This window comes from Acidovorax sp. ACV02 (assembly GCF_014851475.1).
GTDB classification, from domain to species: domain Bacteria; phylum Pseudomonadota; class Gammaproteobacteria; order Burkholderiales; family Burkholderiaceae_C; genus Acidovorax; species Acidovorax delafieldii.
The window spans coordinates 43163-64128 of record NZ_JACUZU010000009.1 but is presented as its reverse complement, the minus strand read 5'-3'; the positions used below and the strand labels follow the sequence as shown (position 1 = coordinate 64128).

Genomic DNA, 20966 nt, shown 5'->3' with positions numbered 1-20966 from the left:
CAAGCGCAAGTGAATCATGCGCCAGCAGCTATCGAATCAATAGCGATTTCAGGAGAGCGATGGGGGCCCGCGCGGCGGCAGGGGCGCGGCGGTGCGCGCTGCAATGTGCGCGGCAGGGATGGGGCGCAGGGCATGCGCCAGCGGGTGGACCACAGGCAGCTGGGCCTGCGATGCGGGAGGGGGAGCGCCCACATGCGCGCACAGCGGGCAGTCCAGCGTGTGGCTGGGCAGCTCCTTGGCGCCGTCGTCGGTCTTGACCAGCACCTTGATCGCTCCCGAGCCGGAGCAGATCAGCTCCATGGCCTGCGGGTGCACCAGCGGCGACGCCACGGCCACGCCGATCGACAACACAAACCACGCCAGCACACAGCGGGCGAGCCAGCGAAGGCTGCGGATGGTTTGGAGGGACGGCAACGACATGGAAGCGCCATTGTAGGTGCGCAGTCCGCGCCAGCCAGCGCACGGGTCATCTGCGTGACCGCCCCGCACCAGGTGCGGGCCTAGGATGTGCGCTTGCCCCTACAACACATCGGAGACACACCATGCTCACACTCTGCGGCTTTTCGGCCAGCAACTACTACAACAAGGTCAAGCTTGCGCTGCTCGAAAAGGGCCTGCCGTTCACCGAAGAACTGGCCTGGGTGGGCGAGACCGATCGCAGCGCCAGCCCGCTGGGCAAGGTGCCCTACCTGCGCACGCCGCAGGGAGCGCTGTGTGAATCGGCGGTGATCGCCGACTACATCGAAGCCGCCCACCCCGATCACCCACTGATCCCGGCCGACCCCTTCCAGGCCGCCAAGGTGCGCGAGCTGATCACCTTTCTGGAGTTGCACCTGGAGCTGGTGGCACGCAACCTGTATCCGCAAGCGTTCTTTGGCGGTACCGTGAGCGACACCGCCAAGGAAAAGGTGGGCGCACAACTGCAGAAGAACATCGCCGCCTTCGGCCAGTTGGCAAAGTTCAGCCCCTACGTGGGCGGCGACACCTTCACGATGGCCGACTGCGCGGCCATCGTTCACCTGCCGCTGGTCAGCTCCGCCACCAAGATCATCTACGGCAAGGACTACCTGGCCGACCTGCCTGTGCGCGACTACCTCGCCCGCATGGCCGAACGCCCCCATGTGCAGCGCGTGAACGCGGACCGCAAGACCAACACCGCCGAGATGCTGGCGCGCCCGCCCAAGCGCTGAGCCCGCCACGCAGCGGTGTCACCAGGGTGGGGACACCGCGCGCCATCCCTTGACCTTGGTCAACCCAGCGCGCCGCGCACAGGCGCACCATGCAGGTATCCGATCACCCCGAGGAGACCCCGCATGGACAAGACCCAAGCCGCACCTTTCCGCCAGCAGTTACTGGCCCAGCAATCCGAGTTGCTGGCCCAACTGGCCGCGCAGCGCGGCGGTGTCATCGGCCGCGCCGAGGCCGCCGCCGACCACTTCGGACAACCGGAAGACCCGCGTGCCCAGGTTGCCACCGAACGCGAGCTGGAATTTGCCCTGGACGAACGCGAAACCGCACACCTGGCGGCTGTCGAGGCCGCCCTGGCCCGCATCGAGGCCGGCACCTACGGCGAGTGCACGGATTGCGGCACCCACATCACCGCCGCCCGCCTGCACGCCACGCCCGAGGCCGCACGCTGTGTGCATTGCCAGGAAAAGGCCGAGCAACACCGGCGGGCGGCATGAGCGAACGCACGCACTCAGGCTGCTTCTTTCCCGTTTTTTTTCACTCCTTCAAGAAAGCCGATTCATGAGCACTTTTCACGCCGTTGTCTGGATGGACCAATCCGAAGCCCATGTAGTGATGTTCGATCGCGAACACGCGGAAGCCCAGCGCATCAAGTCCCGCAGCCACCACAAGCACCAGGGCAAGGCCGACGACCTCGCGCCGTTTTTTGCCGATATCGCCCAGACACTGACCGACACCCGCGAGGTGCTGCTGGCCGGCCCGGGCCTGGTGCGCAACCAGTTCCGCGACTGGGCCGCCAAACACCATGCGGCCGTGGCCGGCGTGGTGGTCGACTCGGTGGCCGCAGACCATCCGACGGACGCCCAGCTGGTGGCCATGGCGCGCCAGTACTTCAAGAAGTTTGACAACATGGCCGCCGATCCGTCGGTCGCCTGACCGACCTCCCGGCCGCGCCACGGCGTGGCACTGGCTGCTATCCTCTGCGGGATGCGCAGCCTTTTTCACCTCGCCTTTCACGTCACCGACCTGGATGCCGCCCGGCGCTTTTACGGCGGCGTGCTGGGCTGCCTGGAGGGCCGAAGCACCGACACCTGGGTGGACTTCGACTTCTTCGGCCACCAGATCTCGTTGCATCTGGGCACGCCGTTTGCCAGCGCCCGCACCGGGCACGTGGGAGACCATCTGGTGCCCATGCCGCACTTCGGCGCCATCCTGGAGTTGCCCGACTGGCATGCGCTGGCCGCACGGCTGAAGGCCGCCGACACCGCCTTCGTGCTGGAGCCGCAGGTGCGTTTTGAAGGCCAGCCGGGCGAACAGTGGACGATGTTCTTCCACGACCCCAGCGGCAACCCGATTGAGATCAAGGGCTTTCGCTCGCTGGACGCGGTGTACGCAACGTGAGCTACACCTTCGCGTCGGCCACCATCCTGCTCCTGCTGATCACCGATCCGCTGGGCAACATCCCCATCTTTGCCAATGCCCTGCGGGGCGTGGCGCCCGAGCGCCGGGCGCGGGTGATCCTGCGGGAGGTGCTGATTGCGTTTGCACTGCTGCTGGTGTTCCTGTTCTTCGGGGCGGAGTTCCTGCGGGTCATGAATTTGAGCGACCTGTCGTTGCAGATTGCCGGTGCCGTGGTGTTGTTTCTGATCGCACTGCGCATGATCTTTCCGTCGGCGGACGGACCACAGGCGGAGCTACCGGGCGAGCCGCTGATCGTGCCGCTGGCCATCCCCGCGCTGGCAGGCCCTTCGGCGCTGGCCACGGTGATGCTGCTGGTGGCCCAGGCCCCCGAGCGGCGATGGGAATGGGTGGGCGCACTGTGCGTCACCATGGCCGTGTGTGCCGTGGTGTTGCTGCTGGCCGAGCGCATCCAGCGCCTGGTGGGCGAACGCGTGGTGATGGCGTTTGAACGCCTGATGGGCCTGATCCTGGTCGCGATCTCGGTGGAGATGCTGATCCGGGGAATCAAGCAGCTGGCGCACCAGCTGTAGCCCGCGCCAGGAGCCGCTGGCAACGGCCCTCGTGTGTGCGTGGCGCCGTTCACAGCGCCCCGCAGCACCACACGGCGGCCGCTTCAGCGACGCTGCAGGATCGGCATGGTCCCCAGAGCAAACACCGAGTTGGGCACGTTGACCCGCGCCATCAAAGGGCGGGGCTTGGGTGCCAGCGGCAGCTTGGCCCGCGCAGCAGGGGCTTTTTCTTCCACGACTGTGCCCTGCTCCAGCGCCTGGGTGACAAGGTCCTGAAGCGTCACCGACTGCAGGTACTCCATCACCCGGGAGTTGAAGCTGGTCCACAGTTCTCCCGTCATGGATTTGACCTGGGCGGCCTGACTGGGCCCCAGGTTCTGCAGCTCGTCGGTCTTGAGGTTTTCTACCGCCAGGATGATTTCAGCCACCGATACCTGCTCCGCTTGCCGCGCCAGGGTATAGCCGCCACCGGGCCCTCGGGTACTGTCTACCAAGCCGGCGCGGCGCAGTGCGCTAAACAGCTGTTCAAGGTAAGACAGAGAAATCCCCTGCCGTGCGCTGATGGTGGACAAGGGCACGGGCCGCATCTTCTGGCGCAGGGCCAGGTCGGTCATGGCGGACACCGCCAGCTGTCCTCGGGTCGTGATACGCATCGTTGCTACTCCTTGTGAACACAGGCAGCTCCAGGCCGCAGCGCAGATCGCCACGGAAGCTGCCAAACGTCAATGTAGAGAATTTCATACTTCGCGTATATTCGTTTTATTGAGTTGTATTCTTCGATTTATACGAAGTATTGATTGTATGAACTTCAAGCACCTGCGCTATTTCTGGACGGTTGCCAAGGCTGGCGGTGTGATGCGGGCCGGTGAGCAGCTCAACACCACTCCGCAAACACTGTCCGGCCAGATCAAGCAGCTGGAAGAATGGCTGGGCCACGACCTGTTCCGGAAAAGGGGACGGGGACTGGAGCTGACCAGTGAGGGGCGTGTGGCCCTGGGGTATGCCGAACAGATCTTCGCGCTGGGCGACGAGCTGGAAAAATCCATCCGGCTGGCGCGTGGACAAGAGAAGCCGCTGGAATTCCGCGTTGGGGTGGCCGACTCGATAGCCAAGTCGGTGGCCTACCACCTGCTGGAGCCCGCACTGGGCATGCCGCAGCGCGTGCACATGACCTGCCATGAGGGCAAGTTCCCCGAATTGATTGCGCAGTTGAGCCTGCACCGGCTGGACCTGGTGCTGGCAGACGAGCCTGTTTCCAACAAGATCGGCGTCAAAGCCTTCAACCACCCACTGGGCACCAGCAGCATGAGTTTTCTGTGCGCTCCCGCCCTGCGTGCGCAGTTGGAGGGGCCGTTCCCCCAGTGCCTGCATGGCGCGCCCATGCTCATCCAAGGCCCTATGTCGTCCGTTCGCCAGCAACTCGACCACTGGCTGAACAAGCACCACCTGCAACCCCGTCTCGTCGGCGAGTTTGACGACAGCGCGTTGATGAATGCGTTTGGGCGTGAAGGCCGGGGCATCTTCACATCCCCCTCCGTGCTGGAAGAGGAGACCACTGCTCAGTATGGCGTGGAGGTTATCGGCCGCTCCTCAGACTTGGTGGAGGAATTCTTTGCGATCTCCATTGAAAGGCGCATTACGCACCCCTGTGTGGTGGCCATCACCAAGGCCGCCAAGGCAGATCTGTTCGCTCACTGAGCCGGCAGGAGCGCGATGGCGCTCTGCGCAGGAGGAACAAGTTGTCATCAACACGCCAACTCGCGCCCTCATGGAGGAGCACAAGCAACGAGTGAGAGCACAAACAAAACGCCCACTGTGGAGTGGGCGTTTTGTTTTAGCAATGCTTGCTATGTTTTGGTTGCGCGAGAAGGATTTGAACCTCCGACCTTTGGGTTATGAGCCCAACGAGCTACCAGACTGCTCCATCGCGCGGTAAGAAATAAATTATACCCTATTATTCAGCTGCTGCCGAATTATTTTCGGTTTCTGCAGCACGATCGACCAATTCGACCAGGGCCATAGGCGCATTGTCGCCCACGCGGAAGCCCATCTTCAGAATGCGGGTGTAACCGCCAGGACGCACCTTGAAACGCGGGCCCAGGTCGTTGAACAGCTTGGTCACGCTGTCACGGTCACGCAGACGGTTGAATGCCAGGCGGCGGTTGGCGACAGAATCTTCCTTGGCCAAGGTGATCATGGGCTCGATCACGCGGCGCAGTTCCTTGGCCTTGGGGACGGTGGTCTTGATGACTTCGTGCTCGATGAGCGAGTTCATCATGTTCTGCAGCATCGCGAGGCGGTGCGAGCTGGTGCGGTTGAGTTTGCGAAGGCCGTGTCCGTGGCGCATGGTGCTTTCTTTCTACTGTCTATGTAATTAAATCAGGCAGCCGTATCAGGTACTGTCCGAGGCACTGTTCCCCGGAGGGAACGAAAAGTCCCCCTTGCGGGGGACATCAAACCGGGCGCCCAAAATTTGGGCAGCCTTCGATTATAGCTTTGGCTTAACGCTTGTCCAGACCTGCTGGCGGCCAGTTCTCAAGCTTCATGCCCAAGGTGAGGCCACGCGATGCCAGCACTTCCTTGATTTCGTTCAGCGACTTGCGGCCGAGGTTAGGCGTCTTGAGCAGCTCATTCTCGGTGCGCTGAATCAGATCACCGATGTAATAGATGTTCTCGGCCTTCAGGCAGTTGGCAGAACGCACGGTCAGTTCCAGCTCGTCCACAGGACGCAGCAGGATCGGATCGAACGTCGCATTGCCACGTGGGCCTGCGGGTGCGTCGAACGCAGCCAGCTCGCCGCCTTCCAGCTGCGCGAATACCGCCAGCTGTTCCACCAGGATCTTGGCAGATGCCCGCACGGCATCTTCGGCAGTGATCGCGCCGTTGGTCTCGATCTCGACCACCAGCTTGTCCAAGTCGGTACGCTGCTCCACACGGGCGCTTTCCACGGTGTAGCTCACACGCTTCACGGGGGAGAACGACGCGTCCAGCACGATGCGGCCAATCGACTTGGTCGATTCGTCGGCATAGCGGCGCAGATTGCCGGGCACATAGCCGCGACCCTTCTCTACCTTGATCTGCATGTCCAGCTTCCCGCCAGCAGACAGGTTGGCGATCACGTGATCAGGGTTGACGATTTCCACGTCGTGAGGGGTCTGTATGTCACGGGCAGTGACCACACCTTCGCCATCTTTGCGCAGGCTCAACGTCACTTCATCACGGTTATGGAGCTTGAACACCACACCCTTGAGGTTCAGCAGGATATTGACCACATCCTCTTGAACACCGTCAATAGACGAATACTCGTGCAGAACGCCTGCAATGGTGACTTCCGTCGCTGCGTAACCCACCATGGACGAGAGCAGGACGCGCCGAATGGCGTTGCCCAGCGTGTGGCCGTACCCACGCTCGAACGGCTCCAGTGCGACCTTGGCACGGTTGTGGCCAAGCTGCTCGACATTGATCGCCTTGGGTTTCAGCAAATTGGTTTGCATTCAGACTTCCTCTCAATACCCCCAGCTCGTTACACCGGTAAGGCTGGTGAAGCGCCTAAACCGCGATGCCTCGCGGTTCAGGGACGGTTTTCTTGAATTACGTACTCGACCGATTAGCGCGAGTACAACTCAACGATCAGCGATTCGTTGATGTCGGCGCCAAACTCATCACGGTCTGGCACCTTCTTGAAGATGCCTTCTGCCTTCTCGGCATTCACTTCCACCCATGCGGGCATGCCCACTTGAGCTGCCAGTTGCAGGGCTTCCACCACGCGATTTTGCTTCTTGGACTTTTCACGCACAGCCACCACGTCACCCGTCTTCACGAGGTACGAAGCAATGTTCACGGACTTGCCGTTCACGGTGATCGCCTTGTGCGACACCAGCTGGCGCGCTTCAGCGCGAGTGGAGCCGAAACCCATGCGGTACACGACGTTGTCGAGACGGGATTCCAACAGGAACAGCAGATTGGCGCCAGTGTTGCCCTTCTTGCCTTCGGCGGCTTCGAAGTAACGGCGGAATTGCTTTTCCAGCACGCCGTACATGCGCTTGACCTTCTGCTTTTCACGCAGTTGCAGACCGTAGTCAGAGGTGCGGGCACCCGAGGTGCGGCCGTGCTGACCAGGCTTGGAGTCGAACTTGGACTTGTCAGCGATCGAGCGGCGTGCGCTCTTCAGGAACAGGTCAGTGCCTTCACGGCGGGAGAGTTTGGCCTTGGGGCCGAGGTAACGTGCCACTTGAGCTTCCTTTGTGTCATCTACCGCAAACCATTGCGGGAGCCGCCTGAGGCGCTTGCGCGTTCACAGGCGGCGGTGGGCTTAGAGAGATTAGATACGACGGCGCTTTTGAGGGCGGCAGCCGTTGTGTGGCACCGGTGTCACATCGGAGATCGATGTGATACGGATGCCCAGTGCGCCCAATGCGCGCACCGAAGACTCACGACCAGGACCTGGGCCCTTGATTTCAACGTCAAGGTTCTTGATACCTTGATCGATGGCAGCGCGACCGGCCACTTCCGAAGCCACCTGGGCTGCGAATGGGGTGGACTTGCGCGAACCCTTGAAACCTTGGCCACCGGACGAAGCCCATGACAGGGCGTTGCCCTGACGGTCGGTGATCGTGATGATGGTGTTGTTGAACGAGGCGTGCACGTGTGCAATGCCGTCCGAAACATTCTTCCGGACCTTCTTGCGGACGCGCTGAGCTGCGTTATTGGCAGGAGACTTAGCCATGATGATCTTTCAATCTTTATTTCTTCAGTGCAGCTGCACCCTTGCGCGGACCCTTGCGAGTGCGAGCATTGGTACGGGTGCGCTGACCACGCATTGGCAGACCGCGGCGATGGCGGAAGCCACGATAGCAGCCGATGTCCATCAAACGCTTGATGTTCATCGTGGTTTCGCGGCGCAGGTCACCTTCAATGGTGAACTGCTCGATTTGTTCGCGAATTTTTTCCAGATCGCCGTCCGTCAGATCCTTGATCTTCTTGGAGTAAGCGATACCAGTTGCTTCGCAGATCTTGCGAGCGCGGGTGCGACCAATGCCAAAAATGGCGGTCAAACCGATTTCCGCGTGCTTGTGCGGCGGAATGTTAATGCCAGCGATACGTGCCATATGCGTCCTCTAATACTTTCCAATCAACCTTGGCGCTGCTTGTGACGCAGATCCGTGCAGATCACGCGCACCACACCCTTGCGGCGGATGATCTTGCAGTTGCGGCAGATTTTTTTGACCGAAGCCGAAACTCTCATTGCATTCTCCTAAAACTTTTCCATCCGTCCCGGCTGCTTCGCACGGAACACAATTTGTGCCCGCGAAAAATCGTGGGGCGCCAACTCAACCGATATCCAACTCTTTGCAGGCAGCGCTGGGCACTGCCCTCGTGATGTCAACCGCCTGCACTGCCTTTGAAGTTCGCCTTCTTGAGCAGCGATTCGTACTGTTGCGACATCATGTAGTTCTGGACCTGGGCCATGAAGTCCATGGTCACCACCACAATGATCAGCAGGGAAGTTCCACCAAAGTAAAACGGTACGTTGTACTTCAGGATCAGAAACTCCGGCAACAGACACACGAAGGTGATGTACACGGCACCGGCCAAGGTCAGGCGAACCAGGATCTTGTCGATGTAACGGGCAGTTTGTTCACCGGGACGAATGCCTGGGATGAACGCGCCACTCTTCTTCAGGTTGTCTGCTGTCTCGCGGCTGTTGAACACCAACGCCGTGTAGAAGAAGCAGAAGAAGATGATCGCAGCGGCATAGAACATCACATAGATCGGCTGACCTGGAGTCAGTGCACCCGAGATGTCCTTGAGCCAACGCATCGATTCACCAGCACTGAACCAGTTCACCACAGTCGCAGGCAGCAAGATGATCGACGACGCGAAGATCGGAGGAATCACACCAGCCATGTTCAGCTTCAAGGGCAAGTGTGACGATTGACCGCCATACACCTTGTTGCCGACTTGTCGCCGCGCATAGTTCACCAGGATCTTGCGCTGACCACGCTCCACAAACACCACGAAGTAAGTCACCAGACCCACCACGATAACAATGAAGATGGCTGCCAGGATGCTCATCGCGCCAGTACGAACCAGCTCCAGAAGACCACCGATCGAACTGGGCAGCCCGGCGGCGATACCACCGAAGATCAGGATCGAAATCCCGTTGCCCAGACCACGCTCGGTGATCTGCTCACCCAACCACATCAGAAACATGGTTCCGGCCGTCAAACTGACCACCGCAGTCAGGCGGAAGCCAAAACCGGGGCTCAGAACCAAGCCAGCAGAGCTTTCGAGAGCCACGGCAATACCCAGAGACTGGAACAGGGCCAGGCCCAGGGTTCCGTAACGGGTGTATTGCGTGATCTTCCTGCGACCAGCTTCGCCTTCCTTCTTCAACTGCTCAAACGCGGGCAGCACGTAGGTCATCAGCTGCATGATGATCGATGCAGAGATGTACGGCATGATCCCCAGTGCGAACACTGTGAAACGCGACAGCGCGCCACCCGAAAACATGTTGAACAGGTTCAGGATGCCGCCCTGCTGGCCACTGAACAGCTGCTGAAGTTGGGCTGGATCGATACCAGGCACAGGGATATGAGCCCCGATGCGGTATACGACCAGCGCCAGCAACAGAAAAACCAGACGACGACGCAGGTCGCCGAATTTTCCGGTCTTTGCAATTTGAGCCGCGCTAGTAGCCACAGATGCCTTCCTTCAGTGCCACACTCAGGCGACGCTGCCGCCAGCAGCTTCGATGGCTGCCTTGGCACCAGCCGTAGCACCCACGCCAGACAGCTTGACTGCCTTGCTCAGGGAACCGCTCTTGATGACCTTGACCACCTTGGCCAGCTCGCCCACCAGACCAGCTTGCTTCAGTGCCAGCACATCCACTTCGGCCAGACCCAGTTGGTCCAGCGCCGTCAGCGTAACTTCTGCATTGAACTTGAGCAGGTGCGACTTGAAGCCGCGCTTGGGCAAGCGACGTTGCAGCGGCATTTGACCGCCTTCGAAGCCCACCTTGTGGTAGCCACCAGAGCGGGACTTTTGGCCCTTGTGACCACGGCCAGCGGTCTTGCCCAGGCCGGAGCCGATACCACGGCCTACGCGGCGCTTGGCATGCTTGGCGCCGTCTGCGGGCTTGATGCTATTGAGTTCCATGATCTATCTCTCAGACGATTTTGACCAGGTAGCTGATCTTGTTAATCATGCCGCGAACTTCGGGCGAATCCTTCAATTCGCTGACGCTGTTCAGCTTGCGCAGACCCAGGCCACGGACGGTGGCGCGGTGCGATTCCTTGGTGCCGATCGGGCTGCGCACCAGTTGAATCTTGACGGTTTGTTGCGTTGTCATATTCAGGCTCCGGTTCAGGCGAAGATGTCTTCGACTGTCTTGCCGCGCTTGGCTGCAACGTTCGACGGAGTCGTCGAATTGACGAGCGCGTCAAAGGTAGCACGGACCATGTTGTAGGGGTTGGACGAACCATGGCTCTTGGCCACGATGTCGGTCACACCCAGTACTTCAAAGACTGCGCGCATAGGACCGCCAGCGATGATACCGGTACCCTTGGGTGCGGGAGCCATCATCACCACTGCCGCGCCATGGTGGCCGGTCACGTTGTGATAGATGGTGCCGTTCTTCAGGGACACCTTGACCATGTTGCGGCGGGCTTCTTCCATCGCCTTTTGCACAGCAGCGGGCACTTCCTTGGACTTGCCCTTACCCATGCCCACGCGGCCGTCACCATCGCCAACCACAGTCAGTGCGGCGAAACCGAGAATACGGCCACCCTTCACGACTTTGGTCACGCGGTTGACCGCGATCATTTTTTCGCGCAGACCGTCGTCACGACCTTCGTCTTGCACTTTGGGTTGAAATTTAGCCATTTTTTATTCCGCTCCGCTTAGAACTGCAGGCCGGCTTCACGGGCTGCGTCGGCCAAAGCCTTGACGCGACCGTGGTAAGCAAAACCTGCGCGATCAAATGCAACCTTCTCGACACCTGCAGCTTTCGCCTTTTCAGCGATCCGCTTGCCGATGATCTGGGCTGCAGCGGCATTGCCACCCTTGCCCGAACCGCCGAGCGACTTGCGCACGTCGGCTTCTGCCGTCGAAGCGCTTGCCAGCACCTTGCTGCCGTCGCCGGAGATCACACTGGCGTAGATATGGAGGTTCGTACGGTTCACGGTCAGACGCGCCACGCCTTGCTGTGCAATGCGGATGCGGGTCTGGCGCGAACGACGAAGACGCTGCTCTTTCTTGGTCAACATGTTGCAGCTCCTTATTTCTTCTTGGTCTCTTTGATCGTGATCTTTTCGTCCGCGTAGCGGATGCCCTTGCCCTTGTAGGGCTCGGGTGGACGAACAGCACGGATCTCAGCGGCGATCTGACCGACGCGTTGACGATCAGCACCCTTGATCACCACTTCAGTGGGGGTAGGGGTGGCAACCGTGATACCAGCGGGCATCTCGATGTTGACCGGGTGCGAATAGCCGACGGCCAGGTTCAGCTTGGAACCGGCTGCAGCAGCCTTGTAACCCACGCCTACCAAGCTCAGCTTCTTTTCGAAACCCTTGCTGACGCCGACCACCATGTTGTTGACCAACTGGCGAATCGTGCCGCTCATGGCATTGGCTTCGCGGGAATCATTGGCAGGCTCAAAGCTGAGCTTGCCTTCATTGCTGGACACCTTCACCAGCGCGTTTTGCGCCAGCGACAGGGTGCCGCCAGAACCCTTCACGGAGATCTGGTCACTCTTCACGGACACATCCACACCTGCGGGGATGGTCACGGGCATTTTTCCTACTCGGGACATTTCAGTTTCTCCTCAATGCCGCGGGTTAGGCCACGTAACAGAGCACTTCGCCACCGACACCGGTAGCGCGCGCCTTGCGATCGGTCATCACGCCCTTGGGCGTTGTGACAATTGCCACACCCAGACCGTTCATGACTTGTGGAATGGAATCACGGCCTTTGTAGACACGCAGACCAGGGCGGCTGACGCGCTCGATGCGCTCAATCACTGGACGGCCTGCGTAATACTTCAGGGCAATTTCGAGTTCGGACTTGCCAGCTTCGGTCTTGACCTGGAAGCCGTCGATATAACCTTCGTCCTTCAGCACCTGGGCGATGGCGATCTTCACTTTGGAAGATGGCACCAGAACCGTGGCCTTGGAGACCATCTGTGCATTACGGATGCGGGTCAGCAAGTCAGCGATGGGATCACTCATGCTCATGTTTAATCTCTCCTGCCTGCTTACCAGCTGGCCTTGGTGACACCTGGGATGTCGCCATTGAAAGCCAGTTCGCGGATCTTGGCGCGAGCCAGACCGAATTGACGGAAGGTGCCACGTGGACGACCGGTGATTTCGCAACGGTTACGCTGACGTGTGGGGTTTGCGTTGCGCGGGAGCTTTTGCAGGCCCAGGCGGGCTGCATCACGCTCTTCGTCGCTGCGCTTGGCATCGCCAGCGATTGCCTTCAGTTCCGCATACTTGGTTGCGTACTTGGCTGCCAGTTTTTCGCGCTTCAGTTCGCGCTGGATCAAAGCTACTTTAGCCATGCTTCGCCTCAGTTCTTGAACGGGAAACGGAAACCAGCGAGAAGCGCCTTGGCTTCTTCGTCGGACTTGGCCGTCGTGGTGATGCTGATATTGAGACCGCGCAGGGCGTCAACCTTGTCGTACTCAATTTCAGGGAAAATGATCTGTTCTTTGACGCCGATGTTGTAGTTGCCACGGCCATCGAAGGCGCGACCGGAGATACCACGGAAGTCACGAACGCGGGGCAGCGCCACGGTCACGAAACGATCCAGGAACTCATACATCTGCACGCCACGCAGCGTGACCATACAGCCAATGGCCTGACCTTCGCGGATCTTGAAACCAGCGATAGCCTTCTTGGCCTTGGTCACCACAGGCTTCTGACCAGCAATCTTGGTCAGATCGGCCACAGCGTTGTCCATCACCTTCTTGTCCGAGACTGCTTCGCTCACGCCCATGTTCAGCGTGATCTTAGTCAGACGGGGAACCTGCATCGGCGAGGTGTAACCGAACTGCTTGGTCAGCTCGGGAGCGATCTTGTCGCGGTAAATTTCTTGGAGTCGTGCCATGTTTACCCCTTAGGCCGCCTTGATTTCAGCGCCGCTGGACTTGAACACGCGAACGCGCGTGCCGTCAGCCTGCACCTTGATGCCCACGCGATCAGCCTTGCCAGTAGCGGCATTGAAGATGGCCACGTTGGACTGGTGAATCGGCATGGCCTTTTCGATGATGCCGCCCGTCGTACCCTTCATAGGGTTTGGCTTGGCGTGCTTCTTGACCAGGTTGATACCGTCGATGACGAGGTGAGAGTCATCCTTGCGCAGCGACACAGTGCCACGCTTGCCCTTGTCACGGCCGGTCAGCACGATGACTTCGTCGCCCTTGCGAATCTTGTTCATGGCGCGTCCTTAGAGAACTTCAGGAGCCAGGGACACGATCTTCATGAACTTCTCGGTACGCAGTTCACGCGTCACGGGTCCAAAGATGCGGGTGCCAATGGGCTCCAACTTTGCATTCAGCAACACTGCTGCGTTGCCGTCGAATTTGACGAGCGAACCGTCGCCGCGACGAATACCCTTCGCCGTGCGAACCACCACTGCGCTGTAAACCTCGCCTTTTTTGACGCGGCCACGTGGAGCGGCTTCTTTGATGCTCACCTTGATGATGTCGCCAACGCTTGCATAGCGACGCTTCGAGCCACCCAGCACCTTGATGCAAAGGACGGACTTGGCGCCGGTATTGTCGGCAACCTCTAACCGAGATTCTGTCTGGATCATTTCAATATTCCCAACTTGCACCAGAAGACGACAGCCCCAGAGAACTTCTCAAGGGCTGCAAATCAGCCAGTCAGTCTTGGGCCCGTCGTCCGCACCGCAAACCATTTGCAGCACTTCCCGCTGGGCAGAAACTTCACGTATGAAACGCGAAGCCCTCGATTATTGCAAAAGACTTTTAGGAAGTCAAGCGCGTGTTATGTGGGCACATGCAGATACTGTTGCGCCAGGGCCAGAAAGGCCTCCAGTTGCGGATCGGCGCCTAGCTCCTCGCGCAGGAGGCCTGCGACAACCGGCGCCAGCTCAATCGCCTTGCGGGCATCCAGGAACAGCAGACGCGAACGCCGCGCCAGCATATCTTCCACCGTACAGGCGTATTCGTAGCGGGCCGCAAAGCGCACCATTGCCTCCGTCAGGCCGCCCCCGAGATCCGTCTGCGCTCCGGGCATTGCCCGCACCTCAGCCGCTTCCGTGCCGTAAGAGTGCAGTCCTTGGGCGTCGCTGATGCGGTGCTGTACGGGCTCCCGAGGAGTTCCCACCAACGGCAGATGATTGGTCACCCCAGCTGGTTTTTCAGGCAACAGCCCCGTGGTGAAGCATTTTTGCAACACATCTTCGGCCATTGCCCGGTAGGTGGTCCATTTTCCACCCGTCACGGTGATCAGGCCGCTGCGGCTGGCCAGCACGGTATGCTCCCGGCTGATCTTCTTGGTGTTGTCGCCGTCGTCGTCCTGCGGCTTGACCAGCGGACGCAAGCCCACCCAGATGCTACGGATGTCCTCGACGCGGGGCGCGCGGGTCAGGTAGCGCGCGGATTCCTCCAGGATGAACCGCACTTCCTCCCGGAAGGGCTCAGGCTCGCGCACCACATCCTGGCGCGGGCTGTCGGTGGTGCCCAGAATAAGTTTGCCCAGCCAAGGCACCGCAAACAGCACGCGGCCATCGGCCGTCTTGGGCACCATCAGCGCGTGGTCGGACGGCAAGAACTCCCGGTCCACCACAATGTGCACCCCCTGGCTGGGCGCCACCATGGGCTTGACAGGCCGACCGATGGCTTCGCCGTCCATCTGGCGCAGGGTGTCCACCCACACGCCCGTGGCGTTGACCACCGACCGAGCGCGCACCGTGAATTGCTGGCCGCTGTCCGCGTCCTCGCAGACAAAACCCACGACCTTGCCAGCCTCGTGAACCAGCGACCGTGCAGGACAGTAATTGACAACCAAAGCGCCCAGGCTGGCGGCCGTGCGCGCCAGCGCCAAGGCCAGGCGAGCGTCATCGAACTGGCCGTCCCAATATTTGACACTGCCCTTGAGCCCCTCGGTACGGGCGGTGGGCAGACATTGCAGGGTGCGAGCGCGCCCCAGAAACTCCGTAGCGCCCAGGCCAGCCTTGCCTGCAAGCGCGTCATACATCATCAGCCCGATGCCATAGAAGGGTGTTTCCCAGAAACGGTACGACGGCATCACAAAGGGCAGCGGTTGCGCCAGATGGGGCGCGTTGTGCAGCAGAGTAGTGCGTTCATGCAGCGCCTCGCGCACCAACGCGATGTTGCCCTGGGCCAGGTAACGGACCCCGCCATGCACCAGCTTGGTGGCCCGGGACGAGGTTCCTTTGGCGAAATCGTGTGAATCCACCAGCACGACGCTGAAGCCGCGCGCCGCGGCATCCAGCGCCACCCCCAGGCCCGTCGCGCCACCGCCGATAACGGCGAGGTCATACTGGTGCGGCTGGGCGAGGCGGGCCAGGAGGTCGGCGCGCCGTGTAGGAAGGGGTGCGGTGGCAATGGTCATGGGGTGATTGTCCATGGGCGGAGTAGAAACCAAGGGTTTACCCTTGAATTCCTGACACTCCCGGGGTGAGAACCCGCCCCGCAGCCGCACAGGTGCCGAGGGCGGTATCGAGCAAAAAAGGCAGCCAGAGACCTTGTGAGCCCTGGCTGCCGATCAATGGTGGTTACAACCACACCTTGATCTGTGGATCAGCGCGTCTTGCCGTCCTTCCACGCCTGCAGCAACTTGTCGTAGGCAATGGTTTCGCCCTTTGGCTTCTCATTGGCCAGCTTCTTCCAGGGGGCCTGCTTGTCGCTCAGCCACTTGTTGGGGTCGCTCTTGGGGTTGAGCTTGGGCGCGCAGTGCGCCATGCCTGCGCGTTCCAGGCGGGCCATCACCTGGTCCATCTCGTCGGCCAGGGTGTCCATGGCGCCCTGGGGAGTCTTCTCGCCCGTGACCGCCTGCGCCACGTTCTTCCACCACAACTGGGCCAGCTTGGGGTAGTCGGGCACATTGGTGCCGGTAGGCGACCATGCCACGCGCGCCGGGCTGCGATAGAACTCGACCAGGCCACCGAGCTTGGGCGCGGCGTCCGTCATGGCCTTGGACTGGATGTCGCTCTCGCGGATCGGGGTCAGGCCCGTCAGCGTTTTCTTGAGCGACGTGGTCTTGGCCGTCACGAACTGGGCGTACAGCCAGGCGGCAGCCGTCTTGTTGGCGTCATGGTCCTTGAAGAAGGTCCAGGAGCCCACGTCCTGGTAGCCGTTCTGCATGCCCTGCTTCCAGTAGGGGCCGTTGGGGCCGGGGGCCATGCGCCACTTGGGCGTGCCGTCGGCGTTCACCACGGGCAGGCCGGGCTTGGTCATGTCGGCCGTGAAGGCGGTGTACCAGAAGATCTGCTGCGCGATCTGACCTTGCGCGGGCACGGGGCCGGCTTCGCCGAAGGTCATGCCCGTGGCTTCCTTGGGCGCGTACTTCTTCATCCAGTCCACGTACTTGGTCAGCGCATATACGGCTGCGGGCGAGTTGGTCGCACCGCCACGGGCCACGCTGGCGCCCACTGGCGTGCACTTGTCGTCCGCCACACGGATGCCCCATTCGTCGATCGGCAGGCCGTTGGGCGCGCCGATGTCGGCAGAGCCCGCCATGGACAGCCATGCGTCGGTGAAACGCCAGCCCAGGGATGGGTCCTTCTTGCCGTAGTCCATGTGGCCATAGATGGGCTTGCCATCGATGTTCTTTACGTCGTTGGTGAAGAACTCGGCGATATCCTCATAGGCGCTCCAGTTGAGCGGCACACCCAGGTCGTAGCCATACTTGGCCTTGAACTTGTCCTTGATGTCCTTGCGGTCGAACAGGTCGGCGCGGAACCAGTACAGGTTGGCGAACTGCTGGTCGGGCAACTGGTACAGCTTGCCGTCTGGCCCGGTCGTGAACTTGGTGCCGATGTAGTCCTTGATGTCGATGCCGGGGTTGGTCCACTCCTTGCCTGCACCGCCCATGTAGTCGGTCAGGTTCATGATCTTGCCGTAGCGGTAGTGCGTTCCGATCAGGTCCGAGTCCGAGATCCAGCCGTCATAGATGGACTTGCCCGACTGCATGGAGGTCTGCAGCTTCTCGACCACGTCGCCCTCCTGGATCAGGTCGTGCTTGACCTTGATGCCAGTGATTTCCTCGAACGCCTTGGCGAGCGTCTTGGATTCGTATTCGTGGGTGGTGATGGTCTCGGACACCACCGAGATTTCCTTCACACCCTTGGCCTGCAGCTTCTTGGCCGCGTCCATGAACCACTTCATTTCGGCCATCTGCTGGTCCTTGCTCAGCGTGGAGGGCTGGAACTCGGTGTCGATCCATTTTTTGGCCTCCGCCTCGCCCGCCATGGCGGCCTGACCCGTCATGACCGCCACTGCCAGTGCCAGCGCTGTGTACCGCGTCTTCATAGTGCCTGTCTCCTCATAGTCATCTCCCCTTTGGATGCAAGGGTCACGCGGCTCCGGGGAAGGGTTGAGCCGCGCGACGGGAACCATTGAAACCAAGGCTGCCTGCAAACACCTCACCCCTTGCGCAGGATGAGCAGCAGCAGCGCCATCGACAACACAAAGCTGATCCAGATCGACGGGTCGCCCTGCAGGCTGAACCACTGGGCCAGCTTGCCGCTGACGCCGACAAAAATCAGATTCACGTAGGCCGCCGACAACAGCCCAATGAACAGCCGATCACCGCGCGTTGTCTCCAGCGGCAAAAAACCCTTGCGCATCGTCGTGGGCGACTTGATCTCCCACACTGTCATACCGATCAGCATCAGCACGATGCAAATGAAGAACACCGCCACGGGCAGCGTCCAGGCCATCCAATCAAACATGTCGCTGCCTCCTCAAACCCGCCCCATCGCAAAGCCTTTTGCGATGTAGTGGCGAACAAACCAGATCACGATCGCACCCGGCACGATGGTCAGCACGCCAGCGGCGGCCAGCGTCGCCCAGTCCATGCCCGAGGCGCTCACGGTGCGCGTCATGGTGGCCACGATGGGCTTGGCATTCACGCTGGTCAGCGTGCGCGCCAGCAGCAGCTCGACCCAGCTGAACATGAAGCAGAAGAACGCGGCCACACCCACACCAGCCTTGATGAGCGGCAGGAAAATGGTCATGAAAAAGCGCGGAAAGCTGTAGCCATCGATATAGGCCGTCTCATCGATCTCGCGCGGAATACCGCTCATGAAGCCTTCCAGAATCCACACCGCCAGCGGTACGTTGAACAGCAGGTGCGCCAGTGCCACGGCAATGTGCGTGTCCATCAGCCCCACGGTGGTGTAGAGCTGAAAGAACGGCAGCAGGAACACGGCGGGCGGCGTCATGCGGTTGGTCAGCAGCCAGAAGAACACATGCTTGTCGCCCAGGAACTGATAGCGGCTGAAGGCATAAGCAGCGGGCAGCGCCACGGTGAGCGAGATCACCGTGTTGATGCCCACATAGATCAGGCTGTTGATATAGCCCGAATACCAGGACTCGTCCGTGAAGATGGTCTTGTAGTTGGCCCAGGTGAAGTGCTGGGGAAAGAACGTGAAGGTCGAAAGAATCTCCTCGTTCGTCTTGAAGCTCATGTTGACCATCCAGTAGATGGGCAACAGCGCGAACAGCAGGTAGACAACAAGGAAGATCGACCGCTTCTGGAAGCGCTTTTCATTCATGGCCGGCTCCTTCGTTGCTGGCGGTACCCACGCGCTGCATCCAGTTATAGAGGATGAAGCACAGCAGCAGGATGATGAAGAAATAGATCAGCGAAAACGCTGCGGCAGGGCCCAGGTCGAACTGGCCCACGGCCTTGGTCGTCAAGTACTGGCTCAAGAAGGTGGTGGCATTGCCCGGTCCGCCGCCGGTCAGCACGAACGGCTCGGTGTAGATCATGAAGCTGTCCATGAAGCGCAGCAGCACCGCAATCATCAGCACGCCACGCATCTTGGGCAGCTGGATGTAGCGGAACACCGCGAACTTGCTGGCGCCATCGATGCGTGCCGCCTGGTAGTACGCGTCGGGGATGGAGCGCAACCCGGCAAAGGCCAGCAGCGCGACCAGCGGCGTCCAGTGCCACACATCCATCAGCAGCACCGTGAGCCAGGCCTGCGTCGCGTTGCCGGTGTAGCTGTATTCGATGCCCACCTCTTGCAGCAGCCTGCCCATGAGGCCGATATCGGCACGGCCATAGATCTGCCAGATGGTGCCCACCACGTTCCAGGGGATCAGCAACGACAGCGCCACCACCACCAGCACGGCCGACGACTTCCAGCCCTGCGCAGGCATGGACAGCGCCAGCAGGATGCCCAGCGGAATCTCCACCGCCAATACGGCCAGCGAGAAGGTGAGCTGGCGCAGCAACGCGGCGTGCAGTTCCTCGTCGCGCATCACCTGCACGAACCACTCGGTGCCCACGAACACGCGGCGCTCCGGGCTGATGATGTCTTGCACCGAGTAGTTCACCACCGTCATCAGCGGCAGGATGGCCGAGAAGGCCACACACAAAATCACGGGCAAGATCAGGAACCAGGCCTTCTGGTTCACGGGTTTGGTCGTGGTACTCATTGGAAACCTCCGTGCTGCGCACTGCGGTGCTGAGCGCCTTCGGGCGGCCGGGCGGCGCTCATGGGGCGACCTCCGCGGTCAGCAACTGCTCGTTCTGGTAGAAGCAGGTGTGGGTTCCCAGCACCTGCAGCCATGCCGTGTCACCGGCCGATGGCAGCCGCGTCTCGGGCGTGAAGCGCGCCTTGACGGTGTGCTCGCCCACCTTGGCGGTCAGCATCTGGTAGGTGCCGATGTCCTGCACTTGCACCACGTTGCAAGGTAATGCGCCCGGCTGCTGCGGCTGGGCCAGCGCCAGGTATTCGGGCCGGATGCCGACCTGCACGGCACCATTCGGCAGCGCACGGCTCACGGGGCTGGCCAGGCGGTGCCCGGCCACGGTGAGACTGTCGCCCTCGCTGTGCGCAGGCAAAAAGTTCATGCCCGGCGAGCCAATGAAGTGCCCCACAAAAGTGTGCGCAGGCCGCTCGAACAAGGCATCGGCCGATCCCACCTGCACGGCCTTGCCGCGCGTCATCACCACCACCTGGTCGGCAAAGGTCAGCGCCTCCACCTGGTCGTGGGTCACGTAGATCAGCGTGAGCTTGAGTTCGTGGTGGATCTGCTTGAGCTTGCGGCGCAGCTGCCACTTGAGGTGCGGGTCGATCACCGTGAGCGGTTCGTCGAACAGCACGGCTGCCACATCGGCGCGCACCAGTCCACGGCCCAGCGAGATCTTCTGCTTGGCGTCGGCCGCGAGGCCTGCCGCGCGCTGGTTGAGCTGGCCGCTCATTTCCAGCATCTCGGCGATCACGCCCACACGCTGCTTGATCTGGTCCTCGGGCACCTTGCGGTTGCGCAGCGGGAAGGCCAGGTTCTCGGCCACCGTCATGGTGTCGTAGATCACCGGGAACTGGAACACCTGGGCAATGTTGCGCTCCTGGGGGCTGGCGCGCGTCACGTCACGCCCGTCAAACAGCACCTTGCCGTGCGACGGTACGAGCAGGCCCGACATGATGTTGAGCATGGTGGTCTTGCCACAGCCCGAGGGGCCGAGCAGCGCATAGGCACCACCGTCCTCGAACTCCATCTTCAAAGGCAGCAGCGCGTAGTCGCCGTCCTGCTGCGGGTTGGGCTTGTACGAATGCGCCAAGTCCAGGCTGATGCGGGCCATG

At 60.9% G+C, this 20966-nt stretch carries 31 protein-coding genes and 1 tRNA gene; 6 read left to right on the top strand and 26 right to left on the bottom strand.

Annotated features, from left to right (window positions below):
• Positions 1–48 precede the first annotated feature (48 nt).
• Entirely contained in the window at positions 49–420 is a 372-nt protein-coding gene (locus IB236_RS20495) for a DUF2946 family protein (RefSeq protein ID WP_015016003.1), read from the bottom strand.
• A gap of 122 nt (positions 421–542) precedes the next feature.
• On the opposite strand from IB236_RS20495, the gene IB236_RS20490 reads away from it, so the two are divergent.
• The 5 genes from IB236_RS20490 (at position 543) to IB236_RS20470 (ending at position 3179) form a co-directional block, all read left to right on the top strand.
• A complete protein-coding gene (locus IB236_RS20490; protein WP_192421979.1) occupies positions 543–1190 on the top strand; it encodes a glutathione S-transferase in 648 nt (215 codons plus the stop codon).
• A 123-nt stretch (positions 1191–1313) separates the two neighbouring features.
• A complete protein-coding gene (locus tag IB236_RS20485) occupies positions 1314–1685 on the top strand; it encodes a TraR/DksA family transcriptional regulator (protein ID WP_056747886.1) in 372 nt (123 codons plus the stop codon).
• Positions 1686–1749: 64 nt separating this feature from the next.
• Positions 1750–2124, top strand: coding sequence for a hypothetical protein (locus tag IB236_RS20480; protein WP_056065403.1), 375 nt, complete (start codon positions 1750–1752; stop codon positions 2122–2124).
• 51 nt (positions 2125–2175) lie between these two features.
• Positions 2176–2589, top strand: a complete 414-nt coding sequence (locus IB236_RS20475) for a VOC family protein (RefSeq protein ID WP_056065399.1) — start codon at positions 2176–2178, stop codon at positions 2587–2589.
• Positions 2586–3179 carry a MarC family protein gene (locus IB236_RS20470; RefSeq protein ID WP_015016008.1) on the top strand — a complete coding sequence of 198 codons (594 nt, stop codon included), beginning with the start codon at positions 2586–2588 and terminating at the stop codon, positions 3177–3179. Before IB236_RS20475 ends, IB236_RS20470 begins: the two co-directional genes overlap by 4 nt.
• A gap of 83 nt (positions 3180–3262) precedes the next feature.
• Here IB236_RS20470 and IB236_RS20465 read toward each other — a convergent pair whose 3' ends face one another.
• On the bottom strand, positions 3263–3811 hold the full coding sequence (locus tag IB236_RS20465) for an Rrf2 family transcriptional regulator (protein WP_056065396.1): 549 nt from the start codon (positions 3809–3811) through the stop codon (positions 3263–3265).
• Positions 3812–3959: 148 nt separating this feature from the next.
• On the opposite strand from IB236_RS20465, the gene nhaR reads away from it, so the two are divergent.
• Entirely contained in the window at positions 3960–4856 is an 897-nt protein-coding gene (gene nhaR, locus IB236_RS20460) for a transcriptional activator NhaR (RefSeq protein ID WP_192421978.1), read from the top strand.
• Between the two features lie 157 nt (positions 4857–5013).
• Here nhaR and IB236_RS20455 read toward each other — a convergent pair.
• The 24 genes from IB236_RS20455 to IB236_RS20340 form a co-directional block, all read right to left on the bottom strand.
• A tRNA-Met gene (locus tag IB236_RS20455) sits at positions 5014–5090 on the bottom strand.
• 22 nt (positions 5091–5112) lie between these two features.
• On the bottom strand, positions 5113–5505 hold the full coding sequence (rplQ, locus tag IB236_RS20450; protein WP_008906513.1) for a 50S ribosomal protein L17: 393 nt from the start codon (positions 5503–5505) through the stop codon (positions 5113–5115).
• 154 nt (positions 5506–5659) lie between these two features.
• Positions 5660–6652, bottom strand: coding sequence for a DNA-directed RNA polymerase subunit alpha (gene rpoA, locus IB236_RS20445; protein WP_005793666.1), 993 nt, complete (start codon positions 6650–6652; stop codon positions 5660–5662).
• A 113-nt stretch (positions 6653–6765) separates the two neighbouring features.
• Complete coding sequence (rpsD, locus tag IB236_RS20440) at positions 6766–7389, bottom strand: 30S ribosomal protein S4 (protein ID WP_008906515.1); 624 nt, start codon at positions 7387–7389, stop codon at positions 6766–6768.
• A gap of 90 nt (positions 7390–7479) precedes the next feature.
• Positions 7480–7884: a 30S ribosomal protein S11 gene (gene rpsK / locus IB236_RS20435; RefSeq protein WP_005793662.1), complete on the bottom strand. Its 405-nt coding sequence runs from the start codon at positions 7882–7884 to the stop codon at positions 7480–7482.
• Between the two features lie 16 nt (positions 7885–7900).
• A complete protein-coding gene (gene rpsM / locus IB236_RS20430; protein ID WP_008906516.1) occupies positions 7901–8266 on the bottom strand; it encodes a 30S ribosomal protein S13 in 366 nt (121 codons plus the stop codon).
• A 23-nt stretch (positions 8267–8289) separates the two neighbouring features.
• Positions 8290–8403, bottom strand: coding sequence for a 50S ribosomal protein L36 (rpmJ, locus tag IB236_RS20425; RefSeq protein ID WP_005793651.1), 114 nt, complete (start codon positions 8401–8403; stop codon positions 8290–8292).
• Positions 8404–8540: 137 nt separating this feature from the next.
• Entirely contained in the window at positions 8541–9860 is a 1320-nt protein-coding gene (gene secY / locus IB236_RS20420) for a preprotein translocase subunit SecY (protein WP_056065391.1), read from the bottom strand.
• 24 nt (positions 9861–9884) lie between these two features.
• Entirely contained in the window at positions 9885–10316 is a 432-nt protein-coding gene (gene rplO / locus IB236_RS20415; protein ID WP_056065387.1) for a 50S ribosomal protein L15, read from the bottom strand.
• Between the two features lie 10 nt (positions 10317–10326).
• Positions 10327–10509 carry a 50S ribosomal protein L30 gene (gene rpmD / locus IB236_RS20410; RefSeq protein ID WP_005793644.1) on the bottom strand — a complete coding sequence of 61 codons (183 nt, stop codon included), beginning with the start codon at positions 10507–10509 and terminating at the stop codon, positions 10327–10329.
• A 14-nt stretch (positions 10510–10523) separates the two neighbouring features.
• Complete coding sequence (gene rpsE / locus IB236_RS20405) at positions 10524–11042, bottom strand: 30S ribosomal protein S5 (RefSeq protein WP_015016014.1); 519 nt, start codon at positions 11040–11042, stop codon at positions 10524–10526.
• 17 nt (positions 11043–11059) lie between these two features.
• Entirely contained in the window at positions 11060–11425 is a 366-nt protein-coding gene (rplR, locus tag IB236_RS20400; protein ID WP_005793639.1) for a 50S ribosomal protein L18, read from the bottom strand.
• Positions 11426–11436: 11 nt separating this feature from the next.
• Positions 11437–11970, bottom strand: a complete 534-nt coding sequence (gene rplF / locus IB236_RS20395; RefSeq protein ID WP_056065384.1) for a 50S ribosomal protein L6 — start codon at positions 11968–11970, stop codon at positions 11437–11439.
• A 25-nt stretch (positions 11971–11995) separates the two neighbouring features.
• On the bottom strand, positions 11996–12391 hold the full coding sequence (gene rpsH / locus IB236_RS20390) for a 30S ribosomal protein S8 (protein ID WP_005793636.1): 396 nt from the start codon (positions 12389–12391) through the stop codon (positions 11996–11998).
• A gap of 20 nt (positions 12392–12411) precedes the next feature.
• Positions 12412–12717, bottom strand: coding sequence for a 30S ribosomal protein S14 (rpsN, locus tag IB236_RS20385; RefSeq protein WP_015016017.1), 306 nt, complete (start codon positions 12715–12717; stop codon positions 12412–12414).
• A gap of 8 nt (positions 12718–12725) precedes the next feature.
• A complete protein-coding gene (gene rplE, locus IB236_RS20380; protein ID WP_005793632.1) occupies positions 12726–13265 on the bottom strand; it encodes a 50S ribosomal protein L5 in 540 nt (179 codons plus the stop codon).
• Positions 13266–13274: 9 nt separating this feature from the next.
• The gene (gene rplX / locus IB236_RS20375) at positions 13275–13595 is read right to left on the bottom strand and encodes a 50S ribosomal protein L24 (RefSeq protein ID WP_008906524.1); all 321 of its coding nucleotides are present in this window, start codon (positions 13593–13595) and stop codon (positions 13275–13277) included.
• A gap of 9 nt (positions 13596–13604) precedes the next feature.
• A complete protein-coding gene (gene rplN / locus IB236_RS20370; RefSeq protein WP_007861702.1) occupies positions 13605–13973 on the bottom strand; it encodes a 50S ribosomal protein L14 in 369 nt (122 codons plus the stop codon).
• A gap of 194 nt (positions 13974–14167) precedes the next feature.
• Positions 14168–15760 carry a glycerol-3-phosphate dehydrogenase/oxidase gene (locus IB236_RS20365; RefSeq protein ID WP_192421977.1) on the bottom strand — a complete coding sequence of 531 codons (1593 nt, stop codon included), beginning with the start codon at positions 15758–15760 and terminating at the stop codon, positions 14168–14170.
• Positions 15761–15948: 188 nt separating this feature from the next.
• Positions 15949–17679 carry an ABC transporter substrate-binding protein gene (locus tag IB236_RS20360; protein ID WP_056065378.1) on the bottom strand — a complete coding sequence of 577 codons (1731 nt, stop codon included), beginning with the start codon at positions 17677–17679 and terminating at the stop codon, positions 15949–15951.
• Positions 17680–17792: 113 nt separating this feature from the next.
• Positions 17793–18101, bottom strand: coding sequence for a DUF2160 domain-containing protein (locus IB236_RS20355; RefSeq protein WP_056065375.1), 309 nt, complete (start codon positions 18099–18101; stop codon positions 17793–17795).
• Between the two features lie 12 nt (positions 18102–18113).
• The gene (locus IB236_RS20350) at positions 18114–18926 is read right to left on the bottom strand and encodes a carbohydrate ABC transporter permease (RefSeq protein WP_056065372.1); all 813 of its coding nucleotides are present in this window, start codon (positions 18924–18926) and stop codon (positions 18114–18116) included.
• Positions 18919–19815 (bottom strand): carbohydrate ABC transporter permease, encoded by an 897-nt coding sequence (locus IB236_RS20345; RefSeq protein ID WP_056065369.1) that lies wholly within the window; start codon positions 19813–19815, stop codon positions 18919–18921. Before IB236_RS20345 ends, IB236_RS20350 begins: the two co-directional genes overlap by 8 nt.
• A gap of 58 nt (positions 19816–19873) precedes the next feature.
• Positions 19874–20965, bottom strand: coding sequence for an ABC transporter ATP-binding protein (locus tag IB236_RS20340; protein WP_192421976.1), 1092 nt, complete (start codon positions 20963–20965; stop codon positions 19874–19876).
• Position 20966: the final 1 nt, after the last annotated feature.